The organism is Bradyrhizobium sp. P5_C12 (assembly GCF_054049735.1).
The window spans coordinates 153826-177445 of the sequence record NZ_JBFULU010000007.1 but is presented as its reverse complement, the minus strand read 5'-3'; the positions used below and the strand labels follow the sequence as shown (position 1 = coordinate 177445).

Below are 23620 nucleotides of genomic sequence, written 5' to 3'. Positions count from 1 at the left end.
TCGCCACGACTTTCGACCACGATCACTGCCAAAAAGGGGGCTGATAATGACGACTGTTTCCGGAGATTCTCTCACGGAGAACGCACCGACCGAGGCCAATCTGCTGGCGAGGTTCGCACAACGCCTCGTCATCTTCTCCGAGCGCTGGTTTCCGGATGCATATGTCTTCGTCCTCATCGCGGTGATTGCGATCGCGATCGGCACCATCGCGCATGGCGGCTCCCCGCTCGCGGTCAGCCGCGCTTTTGGAGACGGCTTCTGGAACCTCATTCCGTTCACGATGCAGATGGCTCTGGTTGCGATCGGAGGCTACGTGGTCGCCATGTCGCCGCCGGTCGCGGCAGCACTGCGGCGGTTGGCAGCGATACCGTCCACCGGACGCGGTGCGGTGGTATTTGTCGGGGTCCTGAGCATTCTGCTGTCGCTGGTCAACTGGGGGCTAAGCCTCATCTTCTCCGGTCTGCTGGTGCGCGAAATCGCCCGACGCAGGGACATCAAGCTCGACTATCGCGCGGCCGGCGCGGCCGGCTATCTCGGTCTCGGCTGCGGCTTCACGCTCGGTATCACCTCGTCGGCCGCGCAGCTTCAGGCCAACGCCGCCAGCATTCCAAGCTCGCTGCTGCCCATCACCGGAATCATCGGGTTTTCCGAGACGATCCTGACCTGGCAAAATCTGCTGACCACCGTCCTGGTGACAGTCCTCTCCGCCGTCATCTGCTACCTGACCGCGCCGAACACCGCGCAGACCAAGACCGCGGAGGACCTCGGAGTGTCGCTGGAGGACGACACGATCAAGCCCAAGGCCCCCACCCGGCCCGGCGACTTCCTCGAATTCAGCCCGATCCTGACGATCCTGATTGTCGTCCTCGCCCTTGGCTGGCTGTGGCAGACCTTCCAGTCGGGCAATCCGCTGATCACGCTGTCAGGTCTGAATACCTACAACTTCGTGTTCCTGATCCTCGGCATCCTGCTGCACTGGCGCCCCCGGGGTCTTCTCGAGGCCTTCTCCAAGGCGATGCCGAGCGTGTCGGGCGTGCTCCTGCAGTTTCCGTTCTACGCGGGTATCGCCCAGATGCTCACCAAGGTGCCGAACGCCAAAGGCGTGACGCTGTCGGACACGATTGCACACTGGTTCGTCGATGCTTCCGCCAGCACGACCGCCTTCTCCTTTCTGGTCGGCATCTATTCTGCGGTCCTGGGATTCTTCATTCCATCGGCAGGCGGCAAATGGATCATCGAAGCTCCCTACATCATGAAGGCTGCGAACGCCGTCGGGGCACATCTTGGATGGACCGTCATGGTCTACAACATCGCTGAAACGCTGCCGAACTTCATCAATCCATTCTGGATGCTGCCGCTGCTGGGCATCCTCGGGCTGAAATCCAAGGATCTGATCGGCTACACGTCGGTCCAGTTTTTCGTGCATTTCCCGATCGTCATGATCGTCGCAGCGATCCTGATGTCGACCTTCACCTATCATCCTCCGGTCCTCCCCTGAGAAAGCCGGCCCGGCAGCGGGATTTCGTGCGAATCTCGCTGCCGGAGAACGGCATTTCCGCGCCAACCGCCCTGCCCGCCGGCAGGCGCCCGCAGCCGCGACGGTGCGCCACCTCACAGAACCTCTGGGAGGCGTGACTGCCCTCACATCGCCCGCCCCACGCCCATGCCACGATGCCTGCAGGTTCACTCACAGGGGCGTGTCATGCACGGCTTTCGCAAGTGTCTTTTCGCCATCATCGTCGCCATCGCATGGCCGGCAGCGCAGGCGAGCGCCAGCACGTTCGACGGCGCATGGAATGTTCGTATCGCATCGTCGAGCGAGACCTGCGGCAACGGCGCAACCGTCTCGATCGGAATCAACAATGGCCAGATCGCGTCGAGCAGCGCCGCAGTGACGGCGTCAGGCCGGGTGGCCGATGCCGGCAGCATCAACGTCACCTTGAGCGCCGGCATCAAGCGCGCGGTCGGCTTTGGCCGGCTCAGCGGCACCTCGGGCTCCGGCACCTGGCGCGGCCCCCTGTGCACGGGAACGTGGACAGCGGAGAAACTCTAGAGGCCAGTGCGGTTCCAACGATGGGGGCCGACGTCACTTTCGTCCGTCACCAGACCACCCGGAAGCCACCGGTGCCCTTGTAACCGTAGTTTCCGGCGGCCGCCTGAAGACTCGCGCGGTAGGTCGTCTCGCCGAACACCGTGTAGCGTCCGTTTGCCCAGCTATAGCTGCCGCCGCCGCCGATGCTTCCCCACATCCGGTCGTTGGCGCTGGCGAAGCCGGTGCCGGCCACATCGATTCTGCTGCCGTCGAGAAACTCGTAATGAAGATTGCCGATCGCATAGACATCGGAGCGGACGATTCCCGAACCGTCGGTCCACGTCCTCTGGTGATCGACTGACAATCCGACGCGGCCGAGCAGGCTGTCGGCCTTGCTCAGGGAGACGAGCGCGCCAAAGCGATCGGTAAAGGCGTCGAAGTCGACCTTCGAATAGGAGAGTTGCGCCTGCGGCGTCAGCCAGAAACCATTGCCAACTGCGATGCGCCGGCCGCCCTCCGCACTGAAGGTGTAGCCGAAACCTTCATTGCCATGGGCCAAGCTGCCGGCCAGATCCGACGACAGGTCGCTGTGATAGAACATGGTCTGCGCCTGGCCGTCGACATAGAAGCCATCGTGTCCATACCAGGTGGCGGTCGCTCCGACGCCCGTTCCCTCGACGCGTATGCGCCCGTTGCCGAAGAACGAGCTGACATCGGCGTTGGTCAGGCCATGTTGCGCGGTCAGGCCGACGATCAATCGGCCACGACTGTTGTCGAGCGCAATGCCGTCGAGGCCGGTCTGTGCCTTTGCCTCGTCAGCCTTATAGGTGGAGCTTGTAGTGTTCGTGGGCTGCAACGCAAGTTGACCGCCCTCGATGCGGCCCCAGAACGCCGATTGCGTCCACGAAACATCCGCAGCCGGCGCGGTGGGTACGCCGGCACGCGCCATCGCTTCGCTGCCTGACCAATAGCGGCTTCCGACGCGCTGGCGCAGGCTCGGCGCCTGGTTCATCCCGAGCAAGACCTGTCCATAGTTCTCATAGAGGGGAACGCCGGGCTGGTAGAGTGGTCCCGTCGGCGCCGTGGCCGGGGGATTGATGAGACTGGAGCGCAGATACCAGTCGCCATCGGTCGGCGAGCTGATTCCGTTCTTTTGCAGCGTATAGGCGTAGGCGCCGCCGACGACGGCCTGCTGGCCGCTAATGACGTAGTTGCCCAGCAATGCAAAGGTGCCGTTCGAAGCACCAGTGACATCGATCACCTTGATGCCTCCGACAGTCTGGGCGCCCGAGCCGCCGACATTGGTGATCTGCAGCGTCGATGCGCCCGACGTGCTTCCCTGCACCGCCATGCGATCCGTCACCGAGCCGTCACCGCCAAGCGCGGTGCTGAGCGCAAGCGTGCCGCCGCTGCCGACATAATTGCCTGACACCGCGAGCGTGGCGCCCGGGACGCCGCCGGTCCGCACCGTACCGGCATTGTCCAGCGAGGCCATGGTCTGATTGAAGCCGTTCAGGTCGAAGGTTCCGCCCGCAGTTGCGACATAGGCGGACGTGGCGCTGAAGGCGCCCGCGGCGCCGGCACGGAGCGTGCCGCCCGTTACCTGGGTCGCGCCGCCATAGGTGTTGCTTCCCGACAGCGTCTGCGTGCCGCCCGTCATCGTCAGCCCGCCGGTGCCGTTGATGGCTCCGGCGAACGTATCGTTCGCATTGGTGATGATGAGGTCCTTTGCGCCGATATTGACGGTGCCGGTTCCTGCGAGACTCTGAATATGCGAGCCGGCGCCGGTGATTGCTGAAATGTCGAACGTTGCGTTCGCGACCACCCGGCGTGAGCTCGCGAGGGCATTGTCAGCAGAGGTTGCCGGGCCCGCCAGCGCAAGCGTGCCCTGCTGGATCACCGTTTCGCCGGTATACGTACTGCCGCCGCTCAGCGTGAAGGTCCCGGCGCCGATCTTGGTCAATCCACCGATGCCGCTGAAGGCAATCGTTTTGACGTTGAACCCATTGGTATCGAACGTCAGTCCGCCAGCGGCAATATTGATCTGGTTGACGCTTCCATTGAAAAAAGAGGCGGTATTGGCCAATGCCCGGACAATGGCGTTATCAAAGTTCATCTGYCGCGTCCCGGTGCCGACGGTTATGCCCGTCGTCTGCAGGATGCCGCCGCTGCTGATGTTGAGCGTGCCGGAGCTCCCGACGCTGTTCCCCAGTCTGAGGCCGTTTTGCGCGATGACGGCACCGCCGTTCTCGACGTTGAGCGTGCCGTTGCCGGCGAAACCAACGACCAGCTGGGCGCCGGACAGGATCCACTGCGATCCGGCTCCGGTGACCGTCACGATCCCGGTGCCTCCCTGGGCAACTCGAAGGAACACGCCGTCGCTGCTTGTGAGCTTACTCCCGTCCCGAATTGTCAGATTGCCGAATGATCCAACACCAGAGCCAACAGAAATGCCGCCGGTCGCGGCGGTCGCCCCACCGCTGAGGACGGTCGGGTTGGGGGATGTGACATTGATATTGGCCGTAACGCCGGCGACAGGCAGCGTTCCGGTTGACCAGTTGGTGGCAGTCATCCAGTCGGAGCTTGTGGCTCCGGTCCACGTTTGCGCCGCCGCGGATCGCGGCAGCAGCGCCGATAGCATGGCCACCGAGACACTCGCCAGCAGCAGACGACGGAATTGAGCGCCTCTGCGAGAGAGTAGTGAACGCGATTGGCTCAACTGCCGCTTGTCATCGATCGGTCGTGAAATCGCTGCTGCCCCGATGCATTGGCGCATGGCGCTCACTTCCTTGTTTTTGGTCTTGTTGCCGCAGCCTCGATCGGCAGCTTGCAGTCTCGACAATGTTCAACGACAGCGGAATGCTGCTGATCGTTACGATATGTGACTCACTGTAAACCGGTCAACAATGTGCTTGCTGCGCGAGGTCGAACCGGGAGAACCGTGCTCGCGATGCAACGTGCACGCGCCGGAGTTAACGGGCCGGTAACCAGCACGCGTCCCGTCGTCGTCGACCTCGCTCGCACGCCTGCTTGCAAAAGCAATGTATTCGGTGACAAGCGTCGCTATCGTGCCGTCTCACCGTAAGCCGCGTGTCGGCAATGCTTGACCGAAACTCCCCCGGCCGTTGGACGAGCTGCAAAAAAACTGGCCTCAAACGACAACGCACCGCCGAGGCGGTGCGTTGCGCGTCCTGGATATGCGCCGTCAACCTAGCCGACCGGCATCGAATACTCCGCGTCCGTCACCGGCTCCAGCCACGTCGAGTACACGCCGTCGAGCGCTTCCTGCATGGCGATGTGGGTCATGCCGTTGGTCGGCGTAGCGCCGTGCCAGTGCAGCTCGCCCGGCGGAATCCAGACGGTATCGCCGGGACGGATCTCCCTGACAGGCCCGCCCTTGGACTGGACGCGGCCGACGCCGGAGATGACGTACAGCGTCTGCCCGAGCGGATGGTGATGCCWGTTGGTGCGCGCACCCGGCTCGAATGAGACGCGCGAGCAGTTCAGCCGCGCCGGCGCGGGCGTCATGATGACAGGGTCCTGCCAGACCGTGCCGGTGAAGTTTTCCTTGGGCGCGCGGCGGGTCGGCCGCGTGCCTGCGACAGTGATCTCCATGGGGTACCTCGCTTGTTGTCTCGTTACTTCTTGCTTGCCGCGTAACGCGCCTTGGTCTCGGCGTTCATGGGATAGAGGCCCGGCAGCACCGCGCCGTTGTTCACCTCGTTGACGATCCAGGCTTCCATCCGTTCCTGCTCGACGCCTTCGTTGAGCACGTGGTCGAGCATCGCCTGCGGGATCAGCACGCAGCCATCCTGGTCGGCGACCACGATGTCGTTCGGGAACACCGCGACGCCGCCGCAGCCGATCGGCTCGCCCCAGCCGACGAAGGTGAGGCCCGCCACCGAGGGCGGCGCCGCATAGCCGTCGCACCACACCGGCAGATTGGTGCCGAGCACGCCCTCGACGTCACGCACCACGCCGTCGGTGACGAGCGCGGTGACGCCGCGCTTCATCATGCGCGCGCAAAGGATGTCGCCGAAGATGCCGGCGTCGGTGATCCCCATGGCGTCGACCACGGCGATGCAGCCGTCCGGCATCGCCTCGATCGCGGTGCGGGTCGAGATCGGCGACGACCAGGATTCCGGCGTCGCGAGGTCCTCGCGCGCGGGCACGAAGCGCAGCGTGAAGGCCGGTCCCACCAGACGCGGCAGGCCTGGGCGCAGCGGGCGCGCGCCGCGCATCCAGACATTGCGCAGGCCCTTCTTCAGCAGGACCGTGGTGATGGTGGCAGTGGTGATGCCGGCGAGGGTCTTGCGGGCTTCGGGGGACAGCGACATGGAAACAGACGAGCTCCGGATGGGCGGGAAAGGAACGCGCGCATCTTGCGAGCCCGGCGCTTTGCGTCAAGGGCCAAGAACGCAGGTCCGCCGGGCGGTTATGCGACGCGATAACAAGGCTTTATCGCTTCCCCCAGCATTAATTTATTGGACTTGCGAGCGCATTTACGCGAAGCAGGACCCAGCGGAACTCAAGGCTGAGCCCGCGCTTTTCCGACAAGCCCGATTTCGACAGCGCTTTGACAGTTCAATGGCCGCGACGCTTCCCCCGCCCCGCCTTCTGCCCAGTGGCGACAGCGCCGTCACGGTCGAGTTCAGCCGCACCATCGACGACGATGCGAACCAGCGCGTGCTGGCGCTCGACAAGGCGCTTGCCGCAAGCCCCATTGACGGCATCACCGAGTCCGTTCCGACCTATCGCTCGCTGCTGGTGCATTACGATCCCGGCAGGATCGGCTTCGACCCGCTCGGCGAAAAGCTGCTGGCGCTCGCCAGCCAACCGCTGCCGCCGGCCACCAAGGCGCGCCGCTGGCGTATTCCCGTCGCCTATGGCGGCGAGCACGGCATCGACCTCGAGGATGTCGCGAAAGCGCTGAACACCACGCCCGACGACATCGTCGCCCGCCATACCGCCGGCGATTATCGCGTCGCCATGATCGGCTTCACGCCGGGCTGGTCCTATCTCAGCGGCCTGGACAAATCCCTGCACATGTCGCGGCGGCAGAATCCGCGGCTGCTGACGCCGGCCGGCACGATCTCGATCGGGGGCATCCAGGCCGGAATCCAGTGCCTGGCTGCGCCGAGCGGCTGGCACCTGCTCGGCCGCACGCCGGTGCGGACCTATCAGCTCCACCGGAATCCGACCTTCCTCACCGAACCCGGTGATCGCGTGACGTTTTTTGCCATCGACCACAAGGCCTTCGAAGAGCAGGATCGCGCCGCCGAGGCCGGCGCGATCATCGCCGAGCAGGTGGTCGCATGAGCCGGCTCGTCGTCGCCAGCATCGGGCCTGCAAGCTCCGTCCAGGACGGCGGGCGGCACGGTGCGCAGCGCTACGGCTTGACGGTCAGCGGGGCGATGGACCGGCTGTCGCTCGCGGCGGCGAACACGCTCGTCGGCAACGAGCCGTTCGCAGCCAGCGTCGAGATCGGTCCGTTCGGCGCCACCTTCACCGCCCGCGACGGTGCCGTGCGCGTGGCGATTGCCGGCGCGCCGCGCAATGCCGACGTCGCGGGGCGACCGGTCGCCATGGACACATCGGTGACGCTGAAGGACGGCGAGACGCTGACGCTGGGCTTCGCCCGCGGCGGCGCCTTCACCTATCTCGCGATCGAAGGCGGGATCAAGGGCGAACCGGTGTTCGGCAGCCTCGCGGTCAATGCGCGCGCCGGTCTCGGCAGTCCCTACCCGCGCCCGCTCCAGGCCGGCGACGAGTTCACTGTCGATGCCGCGAGCGGCGCGCCGGAACTGCGGATCGAATTGCCGAAGCCCCCGAGCGGTCCGATCCGGGTCGTGCTGGGTCCGCAGGACGATGAGTTCGACGACGCCAACAAGGCGCTGTTCCTCGACAGCGAGTGGAAGATCTCGGCGACCTCCGACCGCATGGGCTACCGGCTCGAAGGCCCCGCAATCAAGCATCTGCACGGCCACAACATCGTCTCCGACGGCACCGTCAACGGCAGCATCCAGGTGCCCGGCAACGGCGCGCCGATCGCCTTGATGATGGACCGCGGCACCTCCGGCGGCTATCCGAAGATCGCGACCGTGATCACGGCCGATGTCGGCCGCCTCGCGCAGACCTCGGCGGGAACCGCGTTCCGCTTCAAGGCCGTCAGCATGGCGGAGGCGCAGGACGAGGCGCGCAAGTTTGCACAGCTGATCCGGAACCTGCCCGATCGCTTACGCTCCTCCGACACCGTCGCGCTCAACATCGAGGCGCTCAGCGATGCTAACGTTGCGGGCTATGCGGTGAGCGCCGTCGATGCCGGGACATGGCAGGTCGTGGCGGAGCCATAAGCGGCAAGAAACTAGAGGCGGAGAGCACCCATGAAGACCATCGATCTCAATTGCGACCTCGGCGAAGGTTTCGGCGCGTGGGAGATGGGCAACGACGCCGCGATGATCGAGCTGGCAAGCTCGGTCAACGTCGCCTGCGGCTTCCATGCCGGCGACCCCGACATCATGCGCCGGACGGTCGAGCTGGCGAAAGCGCGCGGCGTCTCGGTCGGCGCGCACCCTGGATATCGCGACCTGCACGGCTTCGGCCGGCACCCGATCGCGGGCCTGAAAGCCTCCGAGATCGAGAACCTCGTCGCCTACCAGATCGGCGCGTTGCAGGCGATCGCGACCGCGGCCGGCCACAAGGTCACGCATGTGAAGGCGCATGGCGCGCTGTCCAATGTCGCCTGCGAAGACGACATGACGGCCAAGGCGATCGCCGCCGGCATCAAGGCGGTCGATCCCAGCCTGATCTTCGTCGTGCTCGCCAATTCGAAGCTGGTGAAGGCCGGCGAAGAAGCCAATCTGCCGATGGTGCACGAGGTGTTCGCCGACCGCGCCTATGAGGACGACGGCAACCTCGTCTCGCGCAAGAAGCCCGGCGCGGTGCTGCACGATGCCAAGGCGATTGCCGATCGCGTGGTGCGCATGGTGCAGGACGGCGCGGTGGTGTCGGTGACCGGCAAGGTGATCAAGATGCGCACGGATACGGTGTGCATCCACGGCGACACGCACGGCGCGGTCGAGATCGCGCGGACCTTGCGTCAGGCCTTGAAGGATGCGGGGATCGACGTGGCGCCGTTCAGGCGCGGGACGTGAGGCAGACTCAGTGCCGTAGGGTGGGTTAGCGTAACCCACCATGCTTCAGCGAATGCGGGACGAAGTTGGTGGGTTACGCCTTCGGCTAACCCACCCTACGAAGCCGTCAGAACGGGTGCACCGAGAGCGTGCCGAACACGATGGCGGCGATGACGGCAAAGGCGCTGTAGAGCCCGATGTGGTGAACACTCGCCCCGGTCCGACGCGAGAGCGAGCGCGCGTAGAAGTGCAGCCTGGCTTCCGCCGATAGTTCGCGCATGGTCGATCTCCAACGCCCCATTTGCGGGATTATGAAGGATCAACCGTAGCGGGTGGCAAGACTGCGGCGGAAATAGCGATAAGGGTTCTCTGAAGGCGCCCGATCGCAGGTGCAAATTCTCCTCACCCGCGGGTTCCGAGAATCTTATTCGTTAAAGTCCGAGCCAGCTGGAACCGACTCGGATGACAATGCGATGACGGTTGAACCAGGCATCAGAACGCCGCCCGACAAAAAAGTCGCAAACAACCCCATGCACAGTAGCCGACGCGATGCCCCGCGCATGCGCCGCGAGGCCGATTTGCCCTGATCTTGGCGCGCCTTAGTACACGTCAGCCTGGAACCGGCCGGTCTTCTTGAGTTCGGCGACAAAACTGACGGCTTCGTCGGTCGAACGCGCGCCGAACTGGGCGACGATGTCGACCAGCGCACGCTCGACGTCCTTGGCCATGCGCTTGGCATCGCCGCAGATGTAGAGATGCGCGCCTTCGGCGAGCCAGGTCCACACCTCGCGGCCGACCTCGCGCATGCGATCCTGCACGTAGAATTTCTTCTCGCCGTCACGCGACCACGCCAGCGACAGCCGGGTCAGGAGGCCCGAGGTCTTCATCGCGTTGAGCTCGTCCTGGTAGAAGAAATCGCAATCGCTGCGCTGGTGCCCGAAGAACAGCCAGTTCTTGCCGGGCGCGCCGGTCGCCTTGCGGTCGAACAGGAAGGCGCGGAACGGCGCGATGCCGGTGCCCGGACCGATCATGATGATCGGCGTCTTCGGATCCGCCGGCAGGCCGAAGCCGTGAGCCTTCTGCACGTAGACCTTGAGCTTCTCGCCATCATTGATGCGCTCGCCTAGGAAGGTCGAGGCGACGCCGATCCGCTGGCGCTTGCCGATGACGTAACGCACGGAATCGACCGTCAGCGACAGCTTTCCGGGCGTCGCATTGTGCGAGGACGAGATCGAGTAAAGCCGCGGCTGGAGCGGCTCGAGCGCCTCGACGAAGGCCTCGGGATGCGGCCGCGTGCCGGAAAACTTCTGGAGCGCCGCCATGACGTCCAGCGTCGCGGCATCGCCATCGGGATCCTCGCCCTGTGCCAGCGCCCGCGCCTTCTCGCGCTGCGCACCGCCGGTGATGAAGGAGATCAGCTCGAACAGCGTGTCGGGCGCCGGCGACAGCGAGACGTCGTCGATCAGCACCTCGCGCAGCGTCTTGCCGTTGACCTTGGTGGTGTGCGAGGCGCCGAGCAGCGCGATGATCTGGTCGACCAGGCCGACGTCGTTGCGCGCGAACACGCCGAAGCTGTCGCCGACGACGTAATCGAGCTTGGCTTCCGAGAGATCGAACTCGATGTGATAGGTTTCCTTCTCCGAGGCGCCCTTGTTGAGCAGGCGACGCGACAGGAATGTCGCTGCCACCGGATTGTCGCGCGAACGGCCGGGTTCGGCGATCGTCACCGTCACCGCTGGCGCCGTCACCGCATCCTGCTTGTCAGGAGCCTTGGCCGCCGGCGCCTTGTCGAGCTCTTCGTGCAGGGCCTTCAGCATCCGCGCGGTTTCCTTGCCGCCGGGGACGCAAAGATTGAGCCGCGCTTCGCTGCGGGTCGCGATCGCTTCCGAATAGTCGTGGCAATTGTAGCCGCACTGGCCGCAATCCTGCTGCGCCATCGCCGCCATCATCTTGCGACGCACGGGACGGCCTTCGGCGAGCTTCATCCGCTCGGCGATCGGCATGGTCTGGTCGTGCCACGGTGCTTCGCCGTCGTCGCCGTCACCGGCTGCGCCTTGCATGACGGCGGCGCCCTGCTCCGCCGACAGCGGCGCCGCTGCATCGGGCGACAGCAGCCCGGCAAAGAAGCCGTTCAGCCAGGAACGCTGCGCATCGGAGAACGGCGCGCTCGCGGGAATGATGTCGAGCTTGGGCGGGGGGCTGATCTGGTTCATGCGGACACCTCTGCATCGGCAAGCTTGCGCAGCGTCTCGCCGTCGTGGCGGCGCGCAAAGGAGAGGAAGGTTTCGTCCGGAGACGAGCGATGGGCGATGTAGGCCTTGAGCAGGCCCTCGACCGTCTTCGGCGCGTCCTCGGCCTTGAGGTCGTGATAGACTTCCTGCCCGACATCGGCGTCGGGACCGAACCCGCCGCCGGTGAAGAGGTGGTAGCCCTCGGCCGTGTCGTCCTCGCTGACCGGCACACGCGCACCGATCAGTCCGATGTCGCTGATGTAGTGCTGCGCGCAGGAATGGTGACAGCCGGTGACGTGGATGTTGACCGGCTTGTCCATCGCGACGCGCGGCTCGCAYCAGTCGCCGATCTCGGCCGCGTGGCGCTTGGTGTTCGAGGCGGCGAAGCGGCAGCCGGCATTGCCGGTGCAGGCAATCAGGCCGGCGCGGATATGCGAGGCCTCGACCGCGAGCCCGATCTGCTTGATCGCGGCAATCGCGAGCTCGACATTCTCGTCGCGCACGCCCGGGATCAGCAGGTTCTGCCAGACGGTCAGGCGGATCTCGCCGTCGCCGAGGTCGCGCGCGACCTTGGCCAGGCCCCGCATCTGGTCGCAGGTGATCTTGCCGAGCGGCAGTGACACGCCGATCCAGTTCAGGCCGTCCTGCTTCTGCTTGTGCACACCGACATGCGCCATGCGGTCCGACGCAGGCCGCGGCGCAAATGCCTCTTCCGGCACGCGCGTGAACGGCGTCTTCAGCCGCTCCTCGACGAGCTTCAGGAAGCCGTCATGGCCCATGGCGTCCAGCACGTATTTCAGCCGCGCCTTGTTGCGGTTGGTGCGGTCGCCATGCTCGATGAACACGCGCACGATGGCGTCGGCAACAGCCGTCGCCTGCTCCGGCTTGACGATGATGCCGGAGTACTTGGCGAAGTCCTTGTGTCCGGTGATGCCGCCAAGGCCAAGGCGAAACCAGACCCCGGGCTCGACGCCGAAACCGTCCTTCACCTCGTACGCCGTGAATGCGATGTCGTTGGTCTCCTCGAGCACGGCGATCCTGCCGGCGCCGTCGAAGGCGACGTTGAACTTGCGCGGCAATCCGTACAGCGAGCGATCATTCAGGATGTGATAGTGCCACTCGCGCGCAAAGGGCCGCGTGTCGATCAGCTCCTGCGGATCGATGCCGGCCGTCGGCGTTCCCGTCACGTTGCGGATGTTGTCGGCGCCGGAGCCGCGCGAGCACAGGCCGAGGTCCTGGATGCCCTCGATCAGCTTCACGGCGTTCTTCGGCGGGATCTCGCGAAGCTGGAGATTGGCGCGGGTGGTGACGTGGCTGAACGGGCCGCACAAATCCTCGGCGAGATCGGCGAGGCCCGACAGCTGCCAGTGCTTCATGATGCCGTTGGGGATGCGCAGGCGGCACATGTAGGAGTCCTGCGCCGGCGCGACATAGAAGATCCCGAAATAGCGCCAGCGGAAGTTGTCCGCAGGGCTGGGCGGCGCGTTGTCGAGCGCCTGCTGGCGCAGGCGCGGATAGGCATCGAAGGGATGCTCGTCGCGCTTGAACTTCTCCTGGTCAGCGAGCTTCTTGCCCGACGCGATGACCTTGTCCTGCGCCTTGATGTGGACGGCATCGGGACCGGTCGGCTCGGCATTGGCCTTGGCGGCGCCGCCGAAGCCGCGGCCGACCCGGCTGATCTGCAGGCCGGTCGTGAAGCCTTCGAGATAGCGCTTCTGGTCGTCGGTAAAGTCGACTGAGACTGTTTCGAGTTTCATGGTCGGTAACGAAGCTCCTGCGGCCACCTGGGTGGTATCGACGGAAAAGTGCACGACCCGCGAGGAGCTCGGCTGGCTCGAGAGCCGGCTCTGCACCCAACGGTCCGATCAGCTTCGTTGCTGCGGGACTCGGCTCAGCAGGCATCTGTGACAGGCTGGCCGCACTGCAACATACAAGTTGCGTGCCAGCTTGGCCGAAATGAAAATGGCTATGATTTCAGTCCATTACGGACGGCCCCGGAAAACCCAGGTCCTGGAACTCTTCCGAAATTCGAGCAGTCGGCTCAAAATTTAGCCGATGATCCCGCGCGCCCAAAAACGATGCAGGCCCGAATCAGGCCCGCCAGCGACCGACCTCGAAGGCCTCAAGATGCCCGCGAATGTTGTCGGGATCGAAGGCCGGCCCGGCGAATGCGCCGAACGCCGCGGGGGCTTCGGCGGGCGGCTGGCGGCCGAGGGCTGCGTCGTAGAGATCGGGCCGGAACACGGCCATGGCCGTCTTGACGCCGTCGGGTGTGAGCGCGGTCTGCCCCCAGCGCACCATCTGCGCATAGAGCCAGGCGGCCTGGACCGGATCGGGCCGCCCTGCCCCTTCGCGTCCGACCAGCAGGTAGCGGCCGCTTTCGCGGAAGGTGCCGTCGGGCGAGATCTTCAGGCGTCCGACCAGGGTGCGCTGGATCACCTCGGCATCGACGCCAATCCGTTCGGCCTGCGCCAGGATCTGCGCCGCTTCCGCCAGGTTCGCGGGATGCTCGATGAACTCGGCCGCCTTCACCGCCGCGCGCACCAGGGCTGCAACCACATCCGGATTCTTGTCGGCCCAGGTCTGGCGGACGGCCAAAACCTTCTCCGCCGCGCGCACCAGGATGTCGGAGACGAAATGCAGGATGTGGCCGATGCCGAGGTCGACCGCGACGGAATTCCAGGGCGCGCCGACGCAGAACGCATCGACATGGCCGTTGGCGAGACTGTCGACCATGTAGGGCGGCGGCAGCACCACGAGGCGCACATCCTCGTCCGGGTCGACGCCGGCCGCCGCCATCCAGAACCGCAGCTGGTAATTGTGGGTCGAGAACGGGAAGGTCATGCCGAAGGTCAGCGGCTCGGCGCCCGTCTTGCGGCGCTTGGCGACCACCTTCGCCAGAGCCTTCGCCGTGGCCATCGGATCGAAGCGGTCGCCGTCGATCTCCTCCATCAGCGCGGCATGCAGCGCCGGCGAGACCGTGATTGCGTTGCCGTTGATGCCGAGACTGAAGGGCGCCGCGATCGGCACCTTGACATGGCCGAGCCCGAGCGAGGACGCGATCGCAACGGGCGCCAGCAGATGCGCGGCGTCGAACAGGCCGATATTGAGCTTGTCGCGCACGTTGGACCAGGACACCTCGCGCACCAGCTCGACCTCGAGCCCTTCGGCCGCGGTGTACCCCTTGTCGACGGCGACGATGAGCGCGGCGGCATCGACCAGCGGAATGAACCCTATGCGGAGCGGTCCAGTCATTTCAGCATCTCCGACGCGGTGATGATCGACTGGGCGATCTCGCCGATTTTCTTCTTCTCGCGCATCGCGGTGGAGCGCAGCAGCACATAGGCCTCGTCCTCGTTGAGGCCCTTCACCTTCATCAAGATGCCCTTGGCCCGCTCGATGATCTTGCGGTCCTCGAGCTGCGACTTGGTCCGCTCCAGTTCCTCCTGGAGCTTGGCAAAGGCGTTGAAGCGAGACACGCAGAGGTCGAGGATCGGCTTGATGCGCTCCTTCTTCAGCCCGTCGACGATGTAGGCGGATACCCCCGCCTCCACGGAGGCCTGGATCGAGGCGGAATCGCTCTGGTCGACGAACATCGCGATCGGCCGCTTGACGGCGCGGCTGACCTGGAACATCGCTTCCAGCACGTCGCGGCTGGGGTTTTCCAGGTCGATCAGGATGATGTCGGGATCGACCGCGTAAATGCGCGCCAAAAGGCTCTGCATCTCGCTGATGTGGACGACCTGCGTGAACCCCGCCTCCCGCAGCCCCTCCTGGAGGATCGCGGCCCGGATCGGGCTCTCGTCGACAATCACGATTTTGGGCGACTGTTCGGCGCTCATTGCTCACTCACGTCCGGCGATTCATCCATAGCACGCCGGAACGCCCTGCAAAGGGTTGTAATTGACGGCAATTAGGACTAGTTCCCGCCGATCAATCAGGCAGATTCAAGAGATCTGCAACAGACGGCTGCGCCCAAGGTCAGCTTCGTGTCGCTCGGATGCTCCTGAGACAACGAATGTAAACTTTCAAAGCCGCCCCACTCCCGCCCGACGGCAGCTGCCATCTGGGCTTACGCTCTCACGGAATCCTCGCGCCAGCGATCATTTTGTCGAGAAGTGGCACGGCGGCCAGCACCGCCGTCTCGTTGAGGCCGGAGAYCGCTAGCCGCACGACGTAGGAATTGCCGTCCTTGTCGAGATCGGCGTAATGCGCGATCACTTCAATCGGCTGGTCCTTTAGGGACGGATTGTCGTAGCGGTTGATAATGACCTTGGGGTTCACCGAGGGAAGCGTGGTGATCTTGGCATTCTTGCCGGATGTCGTCGCCCAATCCCTATCGCTCGTTGCGACCCATTGAACCAATTCGGTCCGATCCTTGTTGTAGCGGCCTTCGGCATAGATGATCACTTCGGCTTTACCGAACATCTTCCCGTTGGGCACGAACATCGAGGCGCCGTACTTGAGACTCGCGGCCTCGTCCCTCGTCCACCCATCGGGTGCCTTCACGCGTGGCCTGAATTCCGGACACAATCTTTCTTGCCGATCGCAGACATGGATGATCTTGTCGACTTCAGCCCGTACCGGAAACATCGCGCCGCAGGCAGCGGTGACGAAAACCATGCCGAAGATGAAACGGCGCATCGCAGTTTAGCTCCGTGGAATCGAGCAAGAAACAGATAACAACAAAAACGTGCACGTTGGAGCAATTCATCTCGGCTCCTCCACTCACACGATCGGAACCGGCTTCCCACATCAGGAGCCCTCAGTCAGTCCATACCTCCCTTGTGACTGGCCGATCACGTCATATACGCGCGAGTACTGCTTTAGCATCGCACCGCATAGGTTAGTTATTGAATTTCGGCATCAGATCAATTACTTGGATCGCAACTCCGGACAATTCAGACACAGGTTCCAGGCGATTACATGGAAAGAGCGCCACGCATTTCTTTTACCAGCCTAGGTTGTCCCAAGGCATTGGTGGATTCCGAGCGCATCATCACGCGCCTGCGCGCCGAGGGCTACGAGCTCGCCCGCAAGCACGACGGGGCCGACATCGTCATCGTCAACACCTGTGGCTTCCTCGACAGCGCCAAGCAGGAATCGCTCTCGGCGATCGGCGAGGCCATGGCCGAGAACGGCAAGGTGATCGTGACCGGTTGCATGGGCGCGGAACCCGAGCAGATCGAGCAGGCCTATCCCGGCGTGCTCTCGATCACCGGCCCGCAGCAATATGAGAGCGTGCTGGACGCGGTCCACCGTGCGCTGCCGCCGGCGCACAATCCGCATCTCGATCTGGTGCCGCCGCAGGGCATCAAGCTGACGCCGCGGCACTACGCCTATTTGAAGATCTCCGAGGGCTGCAACAACCGCTGCACCTTCTGCATCATCCCAAAACTGCGCGGCGACCTCGTCTCGCGTCCCGCTGACGACGTGCTGCGCGAGGCCGAGCGTCTGGTCGGCGCCGGCGTCAAGGAGCTGCTGGTGATCTCGCAGGACACTTCGGCCTATGGCGTCGATCTGAAATATGCCGAGAGCCCGTGGAAGGATCGCCAGGTCCGCGCCAAATTCCTCGATCTCGCGCGCGAGCTCGGCGAGTTCGGGGCGTGGGTCCGGCTGCAATATGTCTACCCCTATCCGCATGTCGACGAGGTCATCGCGCTGATGAACGAGGGCAAGGTGCTGCCCTATCTCGACATCCCGTTCCAGCATGCGAGCCCCGAGGTGCTGAAGGCGATGAAGCGCCCGGCGGCGCAGGACAAGACGCTGGCGCGGATCAAGCGCTGGCGCGAGGAATGTCCCGATCTCGCCCTGCGCTCGACCTTCATCGTCGGCTTCCCCGGCGAGACCGATGCCGATTTCGCCTATCTGCTCGACTGGCTCGATGAAGCCGAGATCGATCGTCTCGGCTGCTTCAAATACGAGCCGGTCGCCGGCGCGACGTCGAACGCGATCGAAAATCCGGTGCCGGAAGCGGTCAAGCAGGAGCGTTACAACGCACTGATGGCCCGCCAGCAGAAGATCTCCGCGCGCAGGCTGAAGCGCAAGGTCGGCACGCGCCAGCAGATCATCATCGACGAAGTCGGCCCGACCGTTGCAAAGGGTCGCTCCAAGGCCGATGCGCCCGAGATCGACGGCGCGGTGTATCTGACGAGCCGCCGTCCCTTGCGTGTCGGCGAGATCGTCACCGCGAAGATCGAGCGCGCCGACCAATACGATCTGCACGGCAGCGTCGCAGGGTTTTGAAGCACTGACGACAGCGACTTCCACTTCATCACCGTCATCCCCGCGCGAGCGCGGGGATGACGGGGCCACTTTCGCGTTCGCTGCGTTCGCAATGACGATGTGGATGTCACGCCCGCCATTTCGGCACCCAGCGGTCCCAACGAGCAGATCACCATAAGTTCGTCATGTCGCTTCTCCCGACGCCTGCCGTCCGTCATGCGCGGAAAACACCTCCTTGGCTGCGAACAGCCCGTTCACCGCCGCCGGGAAGCCCGCATAGACGGCCATCTGCATGATGACCTCCACGATCTCGTCGCGAGACAGCCCGACGTTCAGACCCGCCTCGATATGCACCTTGAGCTGAGGCGCGGCATTTCCGAGCGCCGTCAGCGCGGCGATCGTCGCGATCTCTCGATCGCGCAGGCCGAGGCCCTCGCGGCTGTAAATGTCGCCGAAGGGAAACTCGATCACGTATCGTGCGAAATCCGGAGCGATGTCGGCGAGTGAGGCCACGACCTTTTCGCCGGCTCTGCCGTCAATGCGTGACAGGGCGCGCTGGCCGCGATCGAAGCGGCTTTCGGCTTGTGTTTGGGCGTGCGTCATCTTCCTTCGTCCTCTGTTCGTCGCCGGCATAGCCGGCGATCTTGGTATCAAGGACGAGCAGGCATTCCTGGAGTTCGGCAATCTGCGTGCGAACCTGTTCCCGGTGGATTTCCAGCATCTGCCGCCGGGCTGGCCCGGTGGCTTCGCCTTCATCACGAAGCGCCGCATAACGCAACATGTCCCGGATCGGCATTCCCGTGGTCTTGAGCCGACCGAGGAATTCGATCCAGGTGAGGATCGATGCGTCAAAGTCACGCTGGCCGGAACGATCCCGGTATGCGTATGGCAACAGCCCGATGCGCTCGTAATAACGCAACGTGTGGGTCGACAAGCCGGTTCGTTTTGCGAGGTCACCGATCTTCATGTGTGCCCGTTCTCGTACTGACGCACGAACAGATACCCCTTCGAGCGCACTCTAAGTCAAGGGGGATCGAAGGTGCCGTTCCCGCGAGGTCCAGATGGCACGACAGCAGAAGATTTCGGCGCGCCGGCTGGGCGGCAGCATCGCGGGATTCCGAGCTTCAGGATGCCGCCAGCCATTTCGGCACCCAGCGCTCCGGGCGCGGGGCGCGGGCGAGATCGGCCTTCGCTTCGGAGAGCTGCGCAGGCTCGCCATCGATGGTCGGACGCACATCGTATTCGAAGCTCGGCATGACCCGGCCGTCGGCATAGAGTCCAAAACTCATCGCGTACCACAGCCCGAGTTCCGGCTGCGCGCGCCGCGTCTCCTCGCGCAAGTCACGCAGCAGGGACTCGATCGAGGCGGCCTCCTCGAACGGCTGTGGTCCGCGCGTCAGGACGCGCGCCTGGTATTGCTTGCCGACGATGGCGACCTCGAAGCGCGTCTTGTCCCAGGGTTTCTTGCCCTTGGGCAGGTGCGCGGCAAGCCGCCAGCCGAGCTCGGCCATCAGCCGGTGATTGGCCCAATACTCCTCGCGATCCCGGCTCCATTTTTCGACGAAGCCGCGGAAGTCGGGCAGCTCCGACGGCGCCTCCTCGGGCGGCGTCGTCTGCTCACCGGGCGGCCGGCCGGCGAGCCATTGCGCAAGCTCGACGGTCTGACACTCGACCTTGTCATGCGGCAAAAGATCGCTCCAGGCCTTGTCGAACTGCTGCGACGTCAGCTTTGCCAGCAGCCCGTCGAGGCTCGGCGCCAGCAATTCGTAGGCGCCTTCCGACCCCAGCCCGACCATAGGCGGATTGTCCCGGTCGAGACCGGCGCCATACCAGCCGCCGACGGCCGAGCCGTCCGGCAGCCGCATGAACAGCGAAAACCTGTCGCGCAACGGACTGCCGTCAAAGATCGGCGCCTGGTCGGAGAACTGACCTTGCAGGGAGAAGCGGCCGACGCTGCCCCAGGCACGCCCGTTGAGCCAGCCGGCGAAGTCGACCAGCAACGGTGGCGCCTCGATGCCCGGCGGAAACGCGCCGCGAATGCTGTCGAGGTCGATCGGGTAAGGCGTATCGGACAAGGCTAAAACTGTCTGGTTGGTCCCGCCCCTGTTGGTCTCACCGGGCTCATGTCAGGTTCGAACCAATTCCTGCTCGTCGATCACAAACGCGCCAGAGGCACGATGGTTCTAGGCGGGCATTCGATGAAATTCAACCGAGCAAATGATATCCGGCGCGGACTGGGCACGATGGCCGCCGGGCTGGTCCTTCTCGCAGGGACCGTCCCTGCCCTTGCACAGGCACCGTCTCCTGCGCAGGCGCGCCAATGGTGCTTCCGCACGGACGGGGGCAGCGACGACCAGCGCATCGCCGGCTGCTCGGCGGTGCTGAATGCCAATCCGTCGAATGCGCTCGCACTCGCCAACCGCGGCGAAACCTTGCGGCGCAAGGGCGATGCCGAGGGCGCGGTTGCCGATCTCAACCGCGCCATCGATCTCGATCCGAAGGATGCCGACGTCTGGTATAACCGCGGTATCGCCTATGACGATCTCGGCGACCGCGACCACGCCATCGCCGACTACAGCCGCGCCATCCGGCTCGAGCCCGGCGACGCGCAATACTGGTGCAACCGCGGCAATTCCTACATCGGCAAGAACGACTACGAGCACGCGCTCGCCGACTACAATCGGGCCATCAAGCTCGATCCGAAATTTGCGCTCTGCTATTACAACCGCGGCACCGCCTATCGCGAGCACGGCGAAGCCGACCGGGCGCTGGCCGATTTCGACATGTCGATCAAGCTCGATCCCGGTTACGGCCCGGCCTATGGCAACCGCGCGCGGATCTTCCGCGACAAGGGCGATCGCACGCGCGCGCTGGCCGATTTCGGCAAATCGCTTCAGCTCAATCCGGACAATGACCGCGACGCCTATGCGCGCGCGAACATGTATTACGAAACGCGGGAATATGCGCGGGCGCTGGAGGACTATGACCGTTCGATCAAGGCCAATGCGAGCTATTCCGGCGTGTTCAATTCGCGCTGCATGACCCGCGCGATCGTCGGCCGCTTGCAGGAGGCGCTGGCCGATTGCGACCAGTCGCTGCGCATGCGCCCGGACGATCCCGACACGCTCGACAGCCGCGCCCTCGCCTATTTGAAGCTCGGCAATCTCGACGCGGCGATTGCGGATTACGACGCAGCCTTGAGCCGCAGGCCGGAATTCGACAGCGCGCTCTATGGCCGCGGCCTGGCGAAGCGGAAGAAGGGCGACGCCGAGGGCGCGGAGCGCGACATCGCGGCCGCAAAGGCGATCAATGCCGGAATTGCCGACGCGTTCGCGCAGTTCGGGGTGCAGTGAAGCCGTCACGCGCTGACCTGAGCGACACACGCCGGGCGGGCGTCGCGCCAAACGCCCGCTTGACAAGCCCTGCCATTCGGCTGTAGGGACCCGCCCCATGATCAACGCTCGGACCCATCAGCGCACCGAAATGCTCCGTCGTCGCTTCCGCGACGATGAGAGGGTGCGCCATGTCCGACGACGCCGCTGAACCACTGAATTCAGCTTAAGTTTTCGAGAAGGCCGCACCCGCAAGGTGCGGCCTTTTTACTTTTCGCACGCCTTTTCCACCCGCCTCCAGAGGAGTTCGACATGACCGACGCCACCCATCCGTATGACGCGCTGATGGACATCACTGCACGGCCCAAGGCCGTGTTCGTCCGCGGCGCGGGCTCCTACCTCTGGGACGACAGCCGCAAGCGCTATCTCGATTTCGTGCAGGGCTGGGCCGTCAACTGCCTCGGCCACTCGCCGCCGGCCGTCGCCGATGCGCTCACCGCGCAGTCCAAGCGGCTGCTGACGCCGAGCCCGGCCTTCTACAACGAGCCGAGCTTGAAGCTCGCGCAGGCGCTGGTCGCAAACAGCGCCTTCGACCAGGTCTTCTTCGCCAATTCCGGCGCGGAAGCCAACGAGGGCGCGATCAAGCTCGCGCGGAAATACGGCAGCCTGCACAGGAACGGCGCGTTCGAGATCATCACCTTCGAAGGCGGCTTTCACGGCCGCACGCTGGCGACGATGTCGGCCTCGGGCAAGAAGGCGTTCGCGCCGCTGTTCGAGCCGAAGGTCGCGGGCTTCAAGAAGGCCAAGCTCAACGACATCGCCTCGGTCGAAAAGCTGATCAACGACAACACCGTCGCGGTGATGCTCGAGCCGATCCAGGGCGAGTCCGGCGTGTGGCCGGCGACCGACCAGTTCTTGAAGGAGCTGCGCGCGCTGACCGAGGCGCATGGCCTGTTGCTGATCTTCGACGAGATCCAGACCGGCATGGGCCGGACCGGAAAGCTGTTCCACTACGAGCACGCAGGCATTGCGCCGGACATCATGACGCTCGGCAAGGGCATCGGCGGCGGCGTGCCGCTCGCAGCGCTGCTTGCGACCGAACGCGCCTCCTGCTTCGAGCACGGCGACCAGGGCGGCACGTTCAACGGCAACCCGATCATGTGCGCGGTGGGGCTTGCGGTCCTGGACGAGGTCGGCAAGCCGGATTTCCTGAAGGCGGTCGCCGAGACGGGCCTGCTGCTCGAAAGCGAGCTGCAGAAGGTCTCGGCCCGGCATGGCCTCGGCGAGGTGCGCGGCCGCGGCCTGTTGCTGGCGCTCGACCTCAAGCTGCCGATCGCGCCCGGCATCGTCGCCCAGGCCTTCGAGGCCGGCGTGCTCCTCAACGCGCCGCAGGTCGACGCGCTCCGTTTCATGCCGGCGCTGAACGTCACGAAGGGAGAGATCGCCGAGATGATCGATTGTCTCGACGGGATCTTGACCAAGGCCGGCGCGGCACGACGCGTGGCGTAAGGCCACTCTCGTGCCCCGGACGCAGCGCAGCGCCCCCTTCGGCGGTGCGCTGCAGAGCCGGGGCCCATCTCGCCGCATTGTACCTTGTTGCCAATCTGGGTCCCGGCTCTGCGCTGCAACGCTTATGCGTCGCAGCTTGTCCGGGACACGGGAGCTACGGCTTCAAGATCGACGCGCCCGTGGTCTTGCGGCTTTCGAGATCGATATGCGCCTTGGCGGCGTCCTTCAGGGCGTAGGCGTGGTTGATCGGCACGTGCAGCTTGCCGTTGATGACGGCGGCGAACAGCGTGTCGGCGCCTTCCAGCAGCTCCGAGCGCTTGCCGATGTAATCGTTGAGTTTTGGCCGCGTCGCAAACAGCGAGCCGTGATTGTTGAGCTCGGCGATCGAGAACGACGGTACCGGACCAGAGGCATTGCCGAAGGAAACGAACATGCCGCGCGGCTTCAGGCAGGAAAGCGAGCCCGGAAACGTCGACTTGCCGACGCCGTCATAGACGACGTCGCAGCCCTCGTTGCGGCTGATCTGCTTGACGCGCGCGACGAAGTCCTCCTCGTTGTAGAGAATGACGTGGTCGCAGCCATTGGCCTCGGCAAGCTCGGCCTTCTCGCGCGAGCCGACGGTGCCGATGACGTGGGCGCCCATCGCCCTCGCCCATTGGCAGGCGAGCAGGCCGATGCCGCCGGCCGCGGCGTGGATCAGCACGCGATGATGCGGCTCGACCTTGAAGGTCTTGTGCAGGAGATACCAGACCGTGAGCCCCTTCAGCATCAGCACGGCGCCCTGCTCGTGGGTGATGTGGTCGGGCAGCTTGACCAGCCGCTCCCAGGGGATGTTGCGCTCGCCGGTATAGGCGCCGAGATTGTAGTAGTAGGCGACGCGGTCGCCGGGATGGAAATTCGTGACACCCGGTCCGACAGCTGTGACCTCGCCCGAGGCCTCGTTGCCGGCGATGAAGGGCAGTCCCGGCGCCTTGTAGAGCCCGGTGCGATAATAGACGTCGATGAAGTTCAGCCCGACCGCATGCTGTCGGATGCGCACCTCGCCGGTAGCGGGCGCCGGCACGTCGACGCTCTCATAGACCAGGGCTTCGGGGCCTCCGACCTTGTGCACACGGACGGCTTTGGTCATCGCCTGAGCTCCTCGGTCTTCCTGCTCTC

Annotated in this window: 21 protein-coding genes; 8 read left to right on the top strand and 13 right to left on the bottom strand. The window is 64.7% G+C overall.

The genetic code is table 11. The features are described 5' to 3' along the window. Positions 1-46 precede the first annotated feature (46 nt). Both ACXJMY_RS09090 and ACXJMY_RS09085 read left to right on the top strand, forming a co-directional pair. Complete coding sequence (locus tag ACXJMY_RS09090) at positions 47-1498, top strand: short-chain fatty acid transporter (protein ID WP_456618981.1); 1452 nt, start codon at positions 47-49, stop codon at positions 1496-1498. Positions 1499-1702: 204 nt separating this feature from the next. Continuing rightward, complete coding sequence (locus ACXJMY_RS09085) at positions 1703-2053, top strand: hypothetical protein (RefSeq protein ID WP_456618980.1); 351 nt, start codon at positions 1703-1705, stop codon at positions 2051-2053. Between the two features lie 46 nt (positions 2054-2099). Here ACXJMY_RS09085 and ACXJMY_RS09080 read toward each other — a convergent pair whose 3' ends face one another. The 3 genes from ACXJMY_RS09080 to ACXJMY_RS09070 all read right to left on the bottom strand — a co-directional run bounded on the left by ACXJMY_RS09080 (position 2100) and on the right by ACXJMY_RS09070 (position 6369). Next, complete coding sequence (locus ACXJMY_RS09080; RefSeq protein ID WP_456618979.1) at positions 2100-4808, bottom strand: autotransporter family protein; 2709 nt, start codon at positions 4806-4808, stop codon at positions 2100-2102. Positions 4809-5242: 434 nt separating this feature from the next. Further along, on the bottom strand, positions 5243-5647 hold the full coding sequence (locus ACXJMY_RS09075) for a (R)-mandelonitrile lyase (protein ID WP_456618978.1): 405 nt from the start codon (positions 5645-5647) through the stop codon (positions 5243-5245). A gap of 23 nt (positions 5648-5670) precedes the next feature. Then, positions 5671-6369 (bottom strand): ribonuclease activity regulator RraA, encoded by a 699-nt coding sequence (locus ACXJMY_RS09070; protein WP_008129640.1) that lies wholly within the window; start codon positions 6367-6369, stop codon positions 5671-5673. A 250-nt stretch (positions 6370-6619) separates the two neighbouring features. On the opposite strand from ACXJMY_RS09070, the gene pxpB reads away from it, so the two are divergent. From pxpB to ACXJMY_RS09055, 3 genes are read left to right on the top strand one after another with little or no spacing between them, the layout of a single operon-like run. Next, complete coding sequence (gene pxpB, locus ACXJMY_RS09065) at positions 6620-7351, top strand: 5-oxoprolinase subunit PxpB (protein ID WP_456618977.1); 732 nt, start codon at positions 6620-6622, stop codon at positions 7349-7351. After that, positions 7348-8385 carry a 5-oxoprolinase subunit C family protein gene (locus tag ACXJMY_RS09060; RefSeq protein WP_456618976.1) on the top strand — a complete coding sequence of 346 codons (1038 nt, stop codon included), beginning with the start codon at positions 7348-7350 and terminating at the stop codon, positions 8383-8385. The genes pxpB and ACXJMY_RS09060 overlap by 4 nt, the downstream gene beginning before the upstream one ends. A 30-nt stretch (positions 8386-8415) precedes the next feature. Continuing rightward, the gene (locus ACXJMY_RS09055; RefSeq protein ID WP_456618975.1) at positions 8416-9186 is read left to right on the top strand and encodes a LamB/YcsF family protein; all 771 of its coding nucleotides are present in this window, start codon (positions 8416-8418) and stop codon (positions 9184-9186) included. Positions 9187-9292: 106 nt separating this feature from the next. On the opposite strand, the gene ACXJMY_RS09050 is transcribed toward ACXJMY_RS09055, so the two are convergent. The 6 genes from ACXJMY_RS09050 to ACXJMY_RS09025 form a co-directional block, all read right to left on the bottom strand. Beyond that, the gene (locus ACXJMY_RS09050) at positions 9293-9445 is read right to left on the bottom strand and encodes a hypothetical protein (protein ID WP_247983211.1); all 153 of its coding nucleotides are present in this window, start codon (positions 9443-9445) and stop codon (positions 9293-9295) included. Between the two features lie 319 nt (positions 9446-9764). Further along, a complete protein-coding gene (locus tag ACXJMY_RS09045) occupies positions 9765-11378 on the bottom strand; it encodes a sulfite reductase subunit alpha (protein ID WP_456618974.1) in 1614 nt (537 codons plus the stop codon). Beyond that, complete coding sequence (locus ACXJMY_RS09040) at positions 11375-13153, bottom strand: NirA family protein (protein ID WP_456618973.1); 1779 nt, start codon at positions 13151-13153, stop codon at positions 11375-11377. The genes ACXJMY_RS09045 and ACXJMY_RS09040 overlap by 4 nt, the downstream gene beginning before the upstream one ends. A 334-nt stretch (positions 13154-13487) precedes the next feature. Continuing rightward, positions 13488-14651, bottom strand: coding sequence for a CmpA/NrtA family ABC transporter substrate-binding protein (locus tag ACXJMY_RS09035; protein WP_456618972.1), 1164 nt, complete (start codon positions 14649-14651; stop codon positions 13488-13490). After that, positions 14648-15238, bottom strand: coding sequence for an ANTAR domain-containing response regulator (locus tag ACXJMY_RS09030; RefSeq protein ID WP_456618971.1), 591 nt, complete (start codon positions 15236-15238; stop codon positions 14648-14650). Before ACXJMY_RS09030 ends, ACXJMY_RS09035 begins: the two co-directional genes overlap by 4 nt. Before the next feature lie 238 nt (positions 15239-15476). Then, entirely contained in the window at positions 15477-16040 is a 564-nt protein-coding gene (locus ACXJMY_RS09025) for a hypothetical protein (protein ID WP_456618970.1), read from the bottom strand. Between the two features lie 282 nt (positions 16041-16322). Here ACXJMY_RS09025 and rimO point away from each other — a divergent pair, with 282 nt between their 5' ends. Beyond that, positions 16323-17642 (top strand): 30S ribosomal protein S12 methylthiotransferase RimO, encoded by a 1320-nt coding sequence (rimO, locus tag ACXJMY_RS09020; RefSeq protein ID WP_456618969.1) that lies wholly within the window; start codon positions 16323-16325, stop codon positions 17640-17642. Positions 17643-17804: 162 nt separating this feature from the next. On the opposite strand, the gene ACXJMY_RS09015 is transcribed toward rimO, so the two are convergent. From ACXJMY_RS09015 to ACXJMY_RS09005, 3 genes are all read right to left on the bottom strand, one after another. After that, on the bottom strand, positions 17805-18224 hold the full coding sequence (locus tag ACXJMY_RS09015; RefSeq protein WP_456618968.1) for a carboxymuconolactone decarboxylase family protein: 420 nt from the start codon (positions 18222-18224) through the stop codon (positions 17805-17807). Continuing rightward, the gene (locus tag ACXJMY_RS09010; protein WP_456618967.1) at positions 18157-18588 is read right to left on the bottom strand and encodes a MerR family transcriptional regulator; all 432 of its coding nucleotides are present in this window, start codon (positions 18586-18588) and stop codon (positions 18157-18159) included. Before ACXJMY_RS09010 ends, ACXJMY_RS09015 begins: the two co-directional genes overlap by 68 nt. A 157-nt stretch (positions 18589-18745) precedes the next feature. Then, entirely contained in the window at positions 18746-19696 is a 951-nt protein-coding gene (locus tag ACXJMY_RS09005; protein WP_456618966.1) for a hypothetical protein, read from the bottom strand. A 123-nt stretch (positions 19697-19819) separates the two neighbouring features. Between ACXJMY_RS09005 and ACXJMY_RS09000 the strand changes: the two genes are divergently transcribed. Next, entirely contained in the window at positions 19820-20974 is a 1155-nt protein-coding gene (locus ACXJMY_RS09000) for a tetratricopeptide repeat protein (protein WP_456618965.1), read from the top strand. 291 nt (positions 20975-21265) lie between these two features. After that, complete coding sequence (locus ACXJMY_RS08995) at positions 21266-22462, top strand: acetylornithine transaminase (protein WP_456618964.1); 1197 nt, start codon at positions 21266-21268, stop codon at positions 22460-22462. A gap of 154 nt (positions 22463-22616) precedes the next feature. Here ACXJMY_RS08995 and ACXJMY_RS08990 read toward each other — a convergent pair whose 3' ends face one another. Continuing rightward, positions 22617-23591, bottom strand: a complete 975-nt coding sequence (locus ACXJMY_RS08990; RefSeq protein ID WP_456618963.1) for a quinone oxidoreductase family protein — start codon at positions 23589-23591, stop codon at positions 22617-22619. Positions 23592-23620: the final 29 nt, after the last annotated feature.